Genomic DNA, 13,431 nt, shown 5'->3' on the forward strand with positions numbered 1-13,431 from the left:
CGTCACACGGCCGTAGAGGGAAACACCGGCATTTTCCCTCGACAGCGGGGTGTCATATGGATGTCACACAAGCTTTCTAGAGTCCGTTCCAAGCCCGAAAGGGACTACTTCTTACTTCTAAAGGAAGCTTCATGAAAACGACGTTCAAATTTGCAACCGCCGGTCTCGTGGCCGCGCTGTTCTCCATTCCCGCCCTCGCACAAGACGTGACCGGCGCCGGCGCCAGCTTCCCGGCACCGCTGTATGCCAAGTGGGCTTCGGACTTCAACAAGGCCACCGGCGTCAAGATCAACTACCAGTCGGTCGGTTCGGGCGCGGGCCTGAAGCAGATCGAAGCCAAGACCGTCGATTTCGGCGCTTCGGACGCTCCCCTGAAGGACGACGAGCTCCAGGCCAAGGGCCTGATGCAGTTCCCCACCGTCATCGGCGGCGTGATCCCCGTGGTCAACATCACCGGCATCAAGCCGGGCGAGCTCAAGCTGAACGGCCAGGTCCTGGGCGACATCTACCTGGGCAAGATCACCAAGTGGAACGACCCCGCCATCAAGGCGCTGAACGGTTCGCTCGCCCTGCCTGACGCCGCCATCGCCCCGGTTCGCCGCGCCGACGGTTCGGGCACCAGCTTCCTGTTCACCAACTACCTGAGCAAGGTCAACGCCGAGTGGAAGACCAAGGTCGGCGAAGGCACGGCCGTGAACTGGCCCACCGGCGCGGGCGGCAAGGGCAACGAAGGTGTTGCAGCCTTCGTGAACCGCCTGCCCAACTCGATCGGCTACGTCGAGTACGCCTACGTCAAGCAGAACAAGATGACCTACGCCCAGCTGCAGAACGCGGCCGGCAACTTCGTCTCGCCCGACGACACCGCCTTCAAGGCCGCCGCCGCCGCTGCCGACTGGAACAAGAGCTTCTACCAGGTGCTGACCAACCAGGCCGACAAGGGCGCATGGCCCATCACCGGCGCCACCTTCATCCTGATGCACAAGGTGCAGGACAAGCCGGCCAACGCGACCACCGTGCTCAAGTTCTTCGACTGGGCCTACAAGGGCGGCGACAAGACGGCCGACGACCTGGACTACGTGCCGATGCCCGACGCCGTGAAGGCCACCATCGCCAAGGCATGGGGTGACGTGAAGGACGCATCGGGCAAGCCCGTCGCGTTCAAGTAAGCCATCCACCCACCCCGCAGAACGGCGCATCCATGAGCAGCACTTCGCTCCAGGACGCGCCGCTTTCGTCTTTGCCGGAGCGACCCGTGTCATCCACTCTTCCTGCTGCCGCCACGTACGACCTCGCGGCCGACCGTGGCCGCGCCACCGCACCGCCACCGCCGGTGAAGGCGCCGCGTTCCGGCCCCATGGCCGACCGCCTCTTCGGCTGGGCCGCCAAGGGCGCCGCGCTGCTGACGCTGGCAATGCTGATCGGCATCCTGCTGTCGCTGATCGTCGGCGCGTGGCCCGCCATTTCCAAGTACGGCCTCGGCTTCCTCGTCAACAGCACGTGGGATCCGGTCAAGGAAGAGTACGGCGGCCTCGTGATGATCTACGGCACGCTGGCCACCTCGTTCATCGCATTGGTGATCGCGGTGCCGGTGAGCTTCGGCATTGCACTTTTCCTCACCGAGCTGTCGCCCAACTGGCTCAAGCGCCCGCTGGGCACGGCCATCGAATTGCTCGCCGCCGTGCCGTCCATCGTGTACGGCATGTGGGGCCTCCTGGTGTTCGGCCCGATTCTCTCGACCTGGGTGCAGCAGCCGCTGCAGAAACTGCTCGCCGGCGTGCCGTACCTGGGCGCGCTGGTGTCCGGCCCGCCCGTGGGCATCGGCATCCTGTCGGCCGGCATCATCCTGGCGATCATGATCATTCCGTTCATCGCCTCGGTGATGCGCGACGTATTCGAGGTGACGCCCCCGCTCCTGAAAGAGTCGGCCTACGGCCTGGGCTCCACCACCTGGGAGGTGGTCTCCAAGGTCGTGCTGCCGTACACCAAGGCCGGTGTGATCGGCGGCATCATGCTGGGTCTCGGCCGGGCGCTGGGTGAAACGATGGCGGTCACGTTCGTGATCGGCAACATGAACCAGCTCAATTCGCTGTCGGTGTTCGAGGCTGCCAACAGCATCACCTCGGCCCTGGCCAATGAATTCGCCGAAGCCGGCGCGGGCCTGCACCAGGCGGCGCTGATGTACCTGGGCCTCGTGCTGTTCTTCATCACCTTCGTCGTGCTGACGCTTTCCAAGGTGCTGTTGGCCAAGATGAAGAAGAGCGAAGGAACCAAGTCGTGAGCACCGCGCAAGACCTCCTCAACGCCAAGGCGCTCACCGAGATGCGCCAGGCCAGGTTCGCCTCGCGCAACCGCGTCAACAAGATCGCGCTCACGCTGTCGCTCGCCGCGATGGTGTTCGGCGTGTTCTGGCTGGTGTGGATCCTCTGGGAAACGCTGCGCCTGGGGCTGGGCGGGCTCGCGCTCGCCACCTTCACCGAAATGACGCCGCCGCCCAACGAAGTGGGCGGCATCGCCAACGCGATCTTCGGCTCGTTCGTGATGGTGGCCCTGGCCACTTTCGTGGGCACGCCGATCGGCATCATGGCCGGCATCTACCTGGCCGAGTACAACCCCAAGGGCTGGCTCGCTTCGGTCACGCGCTTCGTCAACGACATCCTGCTGTCTGCGCCCTCGATCGTGATCGGCCTGTTCGTCTACGCCGTGGTGGTGGCCTACTTCAAGACCTTCTCGGGCCTGGCCGGTGCGCTGGCGCTCGCGCTGATCGTGATTCCGGTGGTGATCCGCACCACCGAGAACATGCTGCAGCTGGTGCCGCCGGGCCTGCGCGAAGCGGCCTACGCGCTGGGCACGCCCAAGTGGAAGGTCATCATCAGCATCACGCTGCGCGCCGCACGCGCCGGCGTGGTCACCGGCATCCTGCTGGCCGTGGCGCGCATCGCGGGTGAAACCGCGCCGCTGCTGTTCACTGCGCTGAACAACCAGTTCTGGACCGCCGACGTGAGCCAGCCGATGGCCAGCCTGCCGGTCACGATCTTCAAGTTCGCGATGAGCCCGTACGAGAACTGGCAACAGCTGGCCTGGGCCGGCGTGTTCCTGATCACCATCGCCGTGCTCGCCCTCAACATCCTGGCGCGGGTCCTCACGCGCAACAAACACTGATTGAAGAAGAAGCTCGCAATGCCAAATACCGTCGCACAACCGTCGCGCTCGAAGATCTCGGTCAAGGACCTGAACTTCTACTACGGCAAATTCCACGCGCTCAAGGGCATCAACCTCGAGATTCCCGAAAACAAGGTCACGGCCTTCATCGGCCCGTCGGGCTGCGGCAAGTCGACCCTGCTGCGCACCTTCAACCGCATGTTCGAGCTCTATCCGGAGCAGCGCGCCGAGGGCACCATTGCCCTGGACGGCGAGAACCTGCTCACGTCCAAGCAGGACGTGGCGCTCATCCGCGCCAAGGTCGGCATGGTGTTCCAGAAGCCCACGCCGTTCCCGATGTCGATCTACGACAACATCGCCTTCGGCGTGAAGCTGTTCGAGAGCCTCTCGGCCAGCGAGATGGACGACCGCGTCGAGTGGGCGCTCAAGAAGGCGGCCCTCTGGACCGAAGTGCGCGACAAGCTGCAGCAAAGCGGCTCGGGCCTCTCGGGCGGCCAGCAGCAGCGCCTGTGCATTGCGCGCGGCATCGCGATCAAGCCCGAAGTGCTGCTGCTGGACGAGCCGTGCTCCGCGCTCGACCCGATCTCCACCGCCAAGATCGAAGAACTGATCGCCGAGCTGAAAAACGAGTACACCGTGGTCATCGTGACGCACAACATGCAGCAGGCGGCCCGCTGCAGCGACTACACCGCCTACATGTACCTGGGTGACCTGATCGAATTCGGCGCGACGGAGCAGATGTTCTTCAAGCCGCAGCGCAAGGAAACCGAGGACTACATCACTGGCCGTTTCGGCTAAGGAGACACCATGAGCGAGAAACATCTTTCCAGCCAGTTCGACAGCGAACTCAACGGCGTCTCGTCGCGCGTGATGGAGCTCGGCGGCATGGTCGAGTCGCAGATCCACACGGCGGTCTACGCGCTGCTGCAGTTCGACGCCGAGGCGGCCGACCGCGTGATGGAAACCGAGCACCGCGTCAATGCGATGGAAATCGACATCGACCGCGAGCTCTCGTCGATCATCGCGCGCCGCCAGCCGACCGCACGCGACCTGCGCCTCCTGATCGCCATCAGCAAGACCACGGCCAACCTGGAGCGCGTGGGCGACGAGGCCAACAAGATCGCGCGCATGGTCAAGTCGATCATCGAGAGCGGTTCGGCCCGCCAGCTGCCCACGACCGAACTGCGCATCGCCGCCGACCTGGCCTCGGGCCTCTTGCGCACCGCGCTGGACGCGTTCGCGCGCCTGGACACGGCCGCGGCGCTGTCGATCCTGAAGGACGACGACCTGATCGACCGCGAGTTCGACGGGTTCGTGCGCAAGCTGGTCACCTACATGATGGAAGACCCCCGCACCATCTCGGCCAGCCTGGACCTGCTGTTCCTGGCCAAGGCCATCGAGCGCATCGGCGACCACGCCAAGAACATCGCCGAATTCATCATCTACATCGTCAAGGGCGCCGATGTGCGGCACACTTCGATGCAGGAGATCGAATCGGCGCTTCAATGACAAACCCCCAGGCTTGCCCACTTCGTGTGGCCGCCAACCCCCTTGCAGGGGGCAACGCCTGCGGCCCGGCAAAGCCGGTTGCGCGGCGTTCGCTGGAAGGGACCGGGGTGACCATCAAGTGAGCAGATAACATGAAAAAACCCCGAGTCCTGATCGTCGAAGACGAGTCCTCGATCGCCGAGCTGATCGCCGTCAACCTGCGCCACAACGGCTTCGAGCCGATCTGGTCGGAAGACGGTGCCGCAGCGCAGCGCGAAATCGACGCCTTCCTGCCCGACCTGATCCTGCTCGACTGGATGCTGCCGGGCCAGAGCGGCCTGCAGCTCGCACGCCAGTGGCGCAAGGACCCGCGCACCAAGGCCATCCCGATCCTGATGCTGACCGCGCGCGGCGACGAGCCCGACAAGGTCGCAGGCCTGGATGCCGGTGCCGACGACTACATCACCAAGCCGTTCTCCACGCAGGAAATGCTGGCCCGCATCCGCGCGGTGCTGCGCCGGCGCGCCCCCGAGGTGGTGACCGAGCGCGTGGAAATCGGCGAGCTCGCGCTGGACACCTCCACCCACCGCGTGACCTGGCAGGGCGGCGCGCTCAAGGTCGGCCCGACCGAGTTCAAGCTCTTGGCCTATCTGATGCAGCATGCCGAGCGCGTGCACAGCCGCGCGCAACTGCTCGACAAGGTGTGGGGCGACCACGTCTACATCGAGGAACGCACGGTCGACGTGCACGTCAAGCGCCTGCGCGAATCGCTGGGTGCCGCCGCACCGATGGTCGAAACCGTCCGGGGAGCAGGCTACCGCCTGACCGCCCAAGTCACGGTTTGAACGCCGTGGCGTCTCTTGGCCGCGGGCGCGGATAATCGCCCGCCATGCCCTTCCGAATCGCTACTTTTTTAATAGCGTCCCTTGCAATAGGCGCGGGCGCTGTCGGCATTTTTGGCTGGAAGTTTGGATGGATGGGCGCCTGGCTGGGCGCGGTGCTGTGGCTCGCGCTCGATGCCTGGCGCGCCGAACGGTTGCTGCAGGTGCTGCGCAACGACGCGGCGGGCCTGCCGACCCGCGGACCCGGCGTCTGGGGCGAACTGGCCGAACGCATCCGCAAGCTGCTGCGCGACCGCGAGCAGCAGACCCGCCAGGCCGAAGACCGGCTGCAGGAATTCCTGGCCGCCATCCAGGCATCGCCCAACGGCGTGATCCTGCTGGACGAGCAGGGCCGCATCGAATGGTGCAACCAGACGGCCGCCATGCAGTTCGGCATAGACGCCGAGCGCGACCTGCTGCAGCACCTGGCAAACCTCGTGCGCGATCCGGCCTTCGTGGCGTACCTGGCGTCGTGGAACTACAGCCGCGACGTCGTCATCGACGCTTCCGGCCCCGGCCATGCGCACCAGCGCAGCCATCCGGTGCGGCTGTCGGTGCAGGTGCATCCCTACGCGGGCAACCGCCGCATGCTGCTCACGCGCGACATCACCGCGCTGGAGCAGGCCGAGGCGATGCGGCGCGATTTCGTCGCGAACGTGTCGCACGAAATCCGCACGCCGCTCACGGTGCTGGCGGGCTTCGTCGAAACGCTGCAGAACCTGCCGCTCGATGCGGACGAACGCACGCGCTACCTCTCGCTGATGAGCCAGCAGTCGCACCGCATGGAAACGCTGGTGAACGACCTGCTGACGCTGTCGCGCCTGGAGGGCAGCGCGTCGCCGTCGGGCAACCAGTGGATTCGCATCCGCGCCTTGATGGCGCAGTGCGAGGACGAGGGGCGAGGCCTCTCGGGCCGGCTCGCGCCGCTGGGCCATCGCCTGTCGTTCACCATCGACGCCGAGTCGGAGCTGTCGGGCGCGCCGACCGAATTGCAGAGCGCCATGTCGAACCTGCTGAGCAACGCGATCCGCTACACGCCCGGCGGCGGCGAGGTGGCGGTGAGCTGGCGGGTGCTGCCCGATGGGCGCGGCGAGTATGCCGTGAAGGACACGGGCCCCGGCATTGCCGCCGAGCACATCCCGCGGCTCACCGAGCGCTTCTACCGCATCGACCGCAGCCGCTCGCGCGAGACCGGCGGCACGGGGCTGGGCCTGGCGATCGTCAAGCACATCGCACAGCGGCATGGCGCCGAGTTGCGCATCGAGAGCACGGTCGGCAAGGGGAGCCGGTTTGCGCTGCTGTTTCCGGCGGCGCGGGTGCGCGAGGCGCGCGTGCTGGCGAAGTAAGTAGCTTCAGCCGGCCCGCTTCTTCATCGTCCAGCGCAGCAGCACGCCGAACAGCAGGGCCGTGAGCGCCAATGCGCCGGTGCTCATGATCCAGAACGCCAGCGGCGACTGCATCGCTTTCCAGGGACCGAGGCCGCGGTACGCCAGCAGGTAGCTGCCGCCCAGACCCAGCCCCCAGAGCATCGCGCAATAGATGACCAGCGGCGCCAGCGTCACGCGGTAGCAACGCAGCACGAACACGCAGAGCGTCTGCACCGCATCGGCGACGTGATAGACCGCGACGGCCAGCAGCAGCGAAGCGGCCAGCGCGATCACGGCGGGATTGTCCGAATACACGTTCGCAAGCTGGTGGCGCAGCGCGACCATCGCGCCCGCATAGACCAGCGCGCACAGCATGGCCAGCTCGAAGCCGAGGCGGCAGGCATGACGCGCCTTCGCACGATCGCCGGCACCGAGCCAGAAGCTCACGCGCGCACTGGTCGCGATGGCGAGCGAGAGCGGCATCATGTAGGCGACCGCCAGCAGGTTCGAGGCGATCTGGTGCGCGGCTGCCGCAGCCGTGCCCAGGCGCGCTATGAACAGCGCCATCAGGGTGAACGAGGTCACCTCCACGAGCACGGCCAGGCCGCCTGGAACACCGAGGCGCGCGAACTGGCGGATCTGGTGCCAGTCGGGCGGCTCGATGCGTTCCCAGAGCGCATAGCCGCGATAGAAGGCGCTGCTGCGCAACAGCCAGACCGCGCAGCCGAGCATCGCCCAGTTCACGCACAGCGTGGCCCAGGCGCAGCCGACGAGGCCCATCGCCGGCAGGCCCGCGCCGCCGAAGGTGAACCAGATCGACAGCGGCAGCTTCACCACCAGCGATGCCAGTTGCAGCCAGGTCACCAGTTGCGGCTTGCCCAGGCTCTGGTTGAGGGTGCTGAAGAGGCGAAAGAGAAGAGATGGCGCCAGCGCGAAGGCGAGCACCGCCAGGTAGGTCTCGACCTCGCCGCGCATCTGCGCCGGCACCTGGGTCCAGCGCAGGGCGCCGCCAGGCAGCAGCAACGCCACCATGCCCACCGCGATCGCGATGCCGGCCAGGTAGAGCGACTGCCGCACCGAGCGGCCCACCTCGCCGCTGCGGCCCGCGCCGTGCAGCTCGGCCCACACCGGCAAAAGCGCCTGCAGCACGCCCATCAGCGAGACGTACACGCTCACGAAGATGGCCGCGCCGACCGAGAGCGCGGCCAGCGCATGCTCCGAATAGCGGCCCGCGATGATGGTGTCGGTCACGCCGAAGGCCATCACGGCCAGCTGGCCGACCAGCACCGTGCCGGCGTGGCGTGCGATCAGTCCCCGTTCGCCTGTCACCGCTCAGGGCGCGATCTTTTGGTAAAGAAGCAAGTCGTCGGCGGCGCTGCTGGGGCGGCGCAGGGTGCCGCTGAAGCGCCACTTCTCGAGCGGGATGATGGTGTGCAGCCGCTCGATCGTGTCGGGGCTCACCAGCAGCCAGGGGCAGTCGGTGCCCAGCAGCAGCGGCTGCAGGTTGAAGTTGCCGTGGTGGCGCAGCGCAGCCGCATGCGGCCGGCTGAGCGCCAGTTCGGCGATGCAGCTGGGCTGGCCCACGCGCTCGGCGACGGCGCGCACCTGGGGCAGGTAGCTGCGCGCGTAGTCGATGGGGGGCAGCCAGAGCGTCATCAGCAGCATCCAGCAGAGGGCCGTGCCGCCGGCCGGCAGCACCAGCGTCTTCCAGAGCGCGGCGCGATGGCGCCCGGTGCGCCAGCGCACGAGCCAGCACCAGGCGATGGTCGCGGCCAGCGCGAGCACGAACGCGATCGGCGAGAACTCGGCCACGAAGCCGGGCACCAGCCGCGCGACGCTGGCCGCGGGCTTGCGCGGCATGCCGGTCAGCATGGCGATCCAGTAGAGCCAGCCCAGCACGGCCAGGCCGCTGAAGAAGAGCACGTTGAACCAGTCGATCAGCGCCGCGGCGCTGCGCCGGAAGGTCGGCAACGCGAAGGCTGCGAGCGTGGCGAAGGCGGGCAGGGCCAGCAGCAGCGAGCGGTCGGAATAGTCGGTGGTCCAGGTGGCCGCCAGCGGCACGAGCGCGAACCAGAACGGCAGCGCAACGTGGCGCGCCGTGAGCTGTCGCCGCCAGCGCCAGAGCGTCCAGAGGGCGAGCGGCCAGACCGGCCAGGTGAACCACAGCAGGAGCTTGGCCTGGCTGCGGATCTCGCCGCCGATGGAGTTGCCGTCCAGGGTGATCTTCCACTGCGACAGGCCGAGGCCGAACACCAGCGCCGCCGCCAGCAGCGTGACGCCAATCATCGTGAGGAGGGCGCCGCGGGTGTAGCCGGGGCCGTCGTCGGTGCTGGCGGCCGTGCCCGCCTTGGCAGTGCGGCGCCGCTCGTAGGCGATGTAGATCGCGCTGCCTGTGGCCAGCGCCAGGCCGACGGTCGGCGCGCCGCTCAACGTCATGCCGAGCGTGCCCACCACGAGCGCGATCACCGGGCCCGCGCGGCGGTACGGCAGCGCGGCCACGCCGTAGAACAGGTGCGAGGCAAAGTACAGCTGGGCCAGGGCCGGCGTGGTTTCATGACCGAGCTGGGCGAGGCCCAGGCAGGCGATCAGCGCGAGCAGGCCGCCGTCGGCGATGGCGCGCGCGTAGTCGGTCGGGCGTGCCTCGCCGCCGAAAGCGAATGCCACCGGCTGGGCGCGTGCCGTGCGAGCGAGGTAGTAGACGGCGTACCAGGTGGCGGTGAAGGTGCCCCAGAGCAGCAGCGCGAAGACGAATCGCACGGCCAGGTCGGGGTTCAGCCACGCGGGCGCGAGCTTGATCGCCAGGGCGCCGATCCAGTAGGGGACCAGCGCGGGCGTCTCGGGCTGCATGCCCAGCAGCAGCGGATCGAACCAGCGCGCGATGCCTTCGGTGCTTCGGGCCAGTTCGGCCATGTAGCCGAAGGCGGTGATGTCGGCGCTCTTCCAGGGTCCGCGGCCGACCAGGCCCGGCAGCAGGTAGGCCGCGCACAACAGCAGCAGCGCGATGCGCGGCAGCCGGCGCACGGCATTCTGGGCAACGATCGCGGGAGTGGGCTGGTTCAAAGGGCGGCAGGCGGGGAGAAAGAGGGAAGGAGATTCGGAATGAAAAAGGGCAGCGCGGTAAACCGGGCTGCCCTCGACGCCAAAGCGCGTGCTTTTACTTCGAAGCAGCGCCGGTGGTCTTGCCGAAACGGTTGCGGAACTTCTCGACGCGACCGCCCATGTTGTCGACCGACTTCTGGGTGCCGGTGTAGAACGGGTGCGATTCGCTGGTGGTGTCCAGCTTGAACAGGGGGAGCTCGCGACCGTCGTCGGTCTTGCCCATTTCCTTGGTGTTCGCGCACGAACGGGTCACGAACTTGAAGCCGTTCGACATGTCGACGAACAGGATTTCGCGGTAATTGGGGTGGATGCCTTCTTTTGCCATGGTGTTTCCTTTTGCGCTGTTGGAATCAATGCGCGGTCGATGCGAGAGCCACAAGCGCGCCAACTGTCGAGATGGACTGGGTCGGCGGCTGTCCCTGGGTGAGGGGATCGCTGGACAGGACGCCCGGCTGCACTTTTCGCGGAGCCAGCGATTATCGCATACTGGCCGTTTTGAGCGAAAAGCGGCCCACAGATGACATCCACAGCGTTGCGCGCCGGCCTCGTCGGCTACGGTTTTGCCGGCCAGACCTTCCATGCGCCCGTGCTTTCGGCGGTTCCGGGGCTCGAACTGGCGGCTGTGGCGAGTTCGCAGCCGCACAAGGTCCACGCCGACTGGCCCGGCGTGGCCGTGGTGCCGGACGTGGCGGCGCTCGTGGCCCGGGCCGACATCGACCTGATCGTGGTCGCCACCCCCAATGCCCAGCACCATCCGGTCGCCAGGGCAGCGCTGGAGGCCGGCAAGCACGTGGTGGTGGACAAGCCTTTCACGCTCGATGTGGCCGAAGCCAGGGAGCTCGAATTGTTGGCTCGACGCAACAATTGCGTCCTGGCGGTCTATCAGAACCGGCGTTTCGACGCCGATTACCTGACGTTGAAGGACCTTCTCGCGAGTGGCGAGCTGGGCCGGCCGGTGTACCTGGAATCTCATTTCGACCGCTTCCGCCCCGAGGTTCGCGAGCGCTGGCGGGAGCAGCCGGTGCCGGGCGCGGGGCTGTGGGTGGACCTTGGCTCCCATCTGGTCGATCAGACCGTGCAGCTTTTCGGCCGGCCCGACACGCTGCAACTGGACACGGCCGCATTGCGCGACGGCGCGCAGGTCGAAGACTATTTCCACGCCGTGCTGCGCTACGAGAGCGGCCCTCACGCGCCCCTGCGCGTGGTGCTGCACGCCACGACGCTCGCGGCCCATGCGGCGCCGCGCTACATCGTGCACGGCACGAGAGGGAGCTACGTCAAGCACGGCGTCGATCCGCAAGAAGATGCGCTGCGCGCCGGGCAGCGGCCACCCGCCGCAGGATGGGGCGCCGATCCACTCGATGGCGAACTCACGCTGGTCGGGAGCGACGGGGCGCCGCACTTTCGCGCGCTGCCGACGCGGGCCGGCAACTACGTCGATTACTACGCCGCGGTACGCGACGCAATCCTGGGCCGTGGCCCGAATCCCGTTCCGCCCGAGCAGGCCGTCGCGCTGATGGAACTGCTCGACATCGGCCGCCAGAGTGCCGCGGAAGGCCGCGCCATCCGCATCGAGCGCCCATGAAAAAAGCGCGTCGGCCCGTGAGGGCCAACGCGCTTTTGCGGGAGAGCGTGGCGCTCAGCCGCCGCGACGCATCATGTCGAAGAACTCGACATTCGTCTTCGTCGCCTTCATGTTCTTGAGCATCAGCTCCATCGACTCGATCTCGTCCATGTTGTACATGAGCTGACGCAGGATGCGGGTCTTCTGCAGGATCTCGGGTGCCAGCAGCAACTCTTCGCGGCGCGTGCCGCTGCGGTTGAGCTGGATCGAGGGGAACACGCGCTTTTCGTACAGGCGGCGGTCCAAGTGGATTTCGGAGTTGCCCGTGCCCTTGAACTCTTCGAAGATCACTTCGTCCATGCGGCTGCCGGTGTCGATCAGCGCGGTGCCGATGATGGTCAGCGAGCCGCCTTCTTCCACGTTGCGCGCGGCGCCCAGGAAGCGCTTGGGGCGCTGCAGCGCGTTGGAATCCACACCGCCGGTCAGCACCTTGCCCGACGAGGGCACGACGTTGTTGTAGGCGCGGGCCAGGCGCGTGATCGAGTCCAGCAGGATCACCACGTCCTTCTTGAGCTCGACCAGTCGCTTGGCGCGTTCGATCACCATTTCGGCGACGTGCACGTGGCGGGCGGCAGGCTCGTCGAAGGTCGAAGCAATGACTTCGCCCTTTACCGTGCGCTGCATTTCGGTCACTTCTTCAGGGCGCTCGTCCACGAGCAGCACCATCATGTGCACGTCGGGGTAGTTGGCGCTGATCGCGTGGGCGATGTGCTGCATCATCACCGTCTTGCCGCTCTTGGGCGGCGCCACGAGCAGGGCGCGCTGGCCTTTGCCGATGGGGGCGATGATGTCGATGATGCGGCCCGTGATGTTCTCTTCGCCCTTGACGCCGTCGCGTTCAAGCTTCATCTGTTCCTTGGGGAACAGCGGCGTCAGGTTTTCGAACATCACCTTGTGCTTGTTCTGCTCGGGCGGACCGTCGTTGACCTTGTCCAGCTTGGTCAGCGCGAAGTAGCGCTCGCCGTCCTTGGGCGTGCGCACTTCGCCTTCGATCATGTCGCCGGTGTGCAGGTTGAAGCGGCGCACCTGGCTGGGCGAGATGTAGATGTCGTCGGTGCTGGCGGTGAAGCTGGTGTCGGGGCTGCGCAGGAAGCCGAAGCCGTCGGGCAGGATTTCGAGCACACCGTCGGCGAAGACCTGTTCGCCGGCCTTTGCGCGTTTCTTGATGATCGCGAACATCAGCTCCTGCTTGCGCATGCGGCCGACGTTTTCGATCTCAAGCGCTTCAGCCTGCTTGAGGACTTCAGACACGTGGAGTGCCTTGAGTTCGTTTAAGTGCATGGAATGACCCCTCGCGGGGTTATCGAAACGGAAAACGGGGGGAGGTTGAATGTGTAGCGAGAACTGCTGCACTAACCGGGGAACTCGAACCGGTTGCCTGAAAGGGCCGGTGATCTGTGGGAGATTATGACAGGAAAAACGCGCCGGCCAATGCATTGCGCATTGGCCGGGTGAAATGCCTTCAGGCGAGTTGCTGGTCGATGAAGGCCGTGAGTTGCGCCTTGCTCATGGCGCCGACCTTGGTGGCGGCCAGCTGGCCGTCCTTGAACAGCATGAGCGTGGGGATGCCGCGGATGCCGAACTTGGCGGGGATGTCGCGGTTCTCGTCGACGTTCAGCTTGGCGATCTGCAGCTTGCCTTCGTAGGCGGCCGACACTTCGTCAAGGATGGGGGCGATCATCTTGCAGGGGCCGCACCATTCGGCCCAGTAGTCGACCAGCACCGGCTGGCTGGACTTGAGCACGTCGGCTTCGAAAGAGGAATCGGAGATGTGTTTGATGAGTTCGCTGGCCATGTGATGTGTCCTTGTGCG

General features: G+C 66.4%; 13 protein-coding genes. 8 read left to right on the plus strand and 5 right to left on the minus strand.

What is annotated here, in order from left to right; genetic code table 11:
* Positions 1 to 131 precede the first annotated feature (131 nt).
* The 7 genes from pstS (at position 132) to phoR (ending at position 6,874) form a co-directional block, all read left to right on the plus strand.
* Positions 132 to 1,166 carry a phosphate ABC transporter substrate-binding protein PstS gene (gene pstS, locus BM133_RS04715; RefSeq protein WP_093431980.1) on the plus strand — a complete coding sequence of 345 codons (1,035 nt, stop codon included), beginning with the start codon at positions 132 to 134 and terminating at the stop codon, positions 1,164 to 1,166.
* Between the two features lie 32 nt (positions 1,167 to 1,198).
* The gene (gene pstC / locus BM133_RS04720) at positions 1,199 to 2,278 is read left to right on the plus strand and encodes a phosphate ABC transporter permease subunit PstC (RefSeq protein ID WP_093431981.1); all 1,080 of its coding nucleotides are present in this window, start codon (positions 1,199 to 1,201) and stop codon (positions 2,276 to 2,278) included.
* A complete protein-coding gene (gene pstA / locus BM133_RS04725) occupies positions 2,275 to 3,159 on the plus strand; it encodes a phosphate ABC transporter permease PstA (protein ID WP_093431983.1) in 885 nt (294 codons plus the stop codon). Before pstC ends, pstA begins: the two co-directional genes overlap by 4 nt.
* A gap of 18 nt (positions 3,160 to 3,177) precedes the next feature.
* Positions 3,178 to 3,957: a phosphate ABC transporter ATP-binding protein PstB gene (pstB, locus tag BM133_RS04730; RefSeq protein WP_093435048.1), complete on the plus strand. Its 780-nt coding sequence runs from the start codon at positions 3,178 to 3,180 to the stop codon at positions 3,955 to 3,957.
* 9 nt (positions 3,958 to 3,966) lie between these two features.
* Positions 3,967 to 4,668, plus strand: coding sequence for a phosphate signaling complex protein PhoU (phoU, locus tag BM133_RS04735; protein WP_093431984.1), 702 nt, complete (start codon positions 3,967 to 3,969; stop codon positions 4,666 to 4,668).
* Positions 4,669 to 4,799: 131 nt separating this feature from the next.
* Entirely contained in the window at positions 4,800 to 5,492 is a 693-nt protein-coding gene (gene phoB, locus BM133_RS04740) for a phosphate regulon transcriptional regulator PhoB (RefSeq protein ID WP_007836652.1), read from the plus strand.
* A gap of 44 nt (positions 5,493 to 5,536) precedes the next feature.
* Positions 5,537 to 6,874: a phosphate regulon sensor histidine kinase PhoR gene (gene phoR, locus BM133_RS04745; protein WP_093431986.1), complete on the plus strand. Its 1,338-nt coding sequence runs from the start codon at positions 5,537 to 5,539 to the stop codon at positions 6,872 to 6,874.
* A gap of 6 nt (positions 6,875 to 6,880) precedes the next feature.
* Here the strand turns inward: phoR and BM133_RS04750 are convergent, their stop codons facing one another.
* The 3 genes from BM133_RS04750 to BM133_RS04760 all read right to left on the minus strand — a co-directional run bounded on the left by BM133_RS04750 (position 6,881) and on the right by BM133_RS04760 (position 10,319).
* Positions 6,881 to 8,224, minus strand: a complete 1,344-nt coding sequence (locus BM133_RS04750; protein WP_093431987.1) for an MATE family efflux transporter — start codon at positions 8,222 to 8,224, stop codon at positions 6,881 to 6,883.
* Positions 8,225 to 8,227: 3 nt separating this feature from the next.
* A complete protein-coding gene (locus BM133_RS04755) occupies positions 8,228 to 9,955 on the minus strand; it encodes a hypothetical protein (protein ID WP_093431989.1) in 1,728 nt (575 codons plus the stop codon).
* A 94-nt stretch (positions 9,956 to 10,049) separates the two neighbouring features.
* On the minus strand, positions 10,050 to 10,319 hold the full coding sequence (locus tag BM133_RS04760; RefSeq protein WP_007836661.1) for a type B 50S ribosomal protein L31: 270 nt from the start codon (positions 10,317 to 10,319) through the stop codon (positions 10,050 to 10,052).
* A 192-nt stretch (positions 10,320 to 10,511) separates the two neighbouring features.
* On the opposite strand from BM133_RS04760, the gene BM133_RS04765 reads away from it, so the two are divergent.
* The gene (locus BM133_RS04765) at positions 10,512 to 11,579 is read left to right on the plus strand and encodes an oxidoreductase (RefSeq protein ID WP_093431990.1); all 1,068 of its coding nucleotides are present in this window, start codon (positions 10,512 to 10,514) and stop codon (positions 11,577 to 11,579) included.
* 54 nt (positions 11,580 to 11,633) lie between these two features.
* Here the strand turns inward: BM133_RS04765 and rho are convergent, their stop codons facing one another.
* On the minus strand, positions 11,634 to 12,899 hold the full coding sequence (gene rho, locus BM133_RS04770; protein ID WP_013540932.1) for a transcription termination factor Rho: 1,266 nt from the start codon (positions 12,897 to 12,899) through the stop codon (positions 11,634 to 11,636).
* Between the two features lie 181 nt (positions 12,900 to 13,080).
* Positions 13,081 to 13,413 (minus strand): thioredoxin TrxA, encoded by a 333-nt coding sequence (gene trxA / locus BM133_RS04775; protein ID WP_093431992.1) that lies wholly within the window; start codon positions 13,411 to 13,413, stop codon positions 13,081 to 13,083.
* Positions 13,414 to 13,431: the final 18 nt, after the last annotated feature.

Origin of the sequence: Variovorax sp. 770b2, assembly GCF_900115685.1 — a bacterium.
Taxonomy (GTDB): domain Bacteria; phylum Pseudomonadota; class Gammaproteobacteria; order Burkholderiales; family Burkholderiaceae_C; genus Variovorax.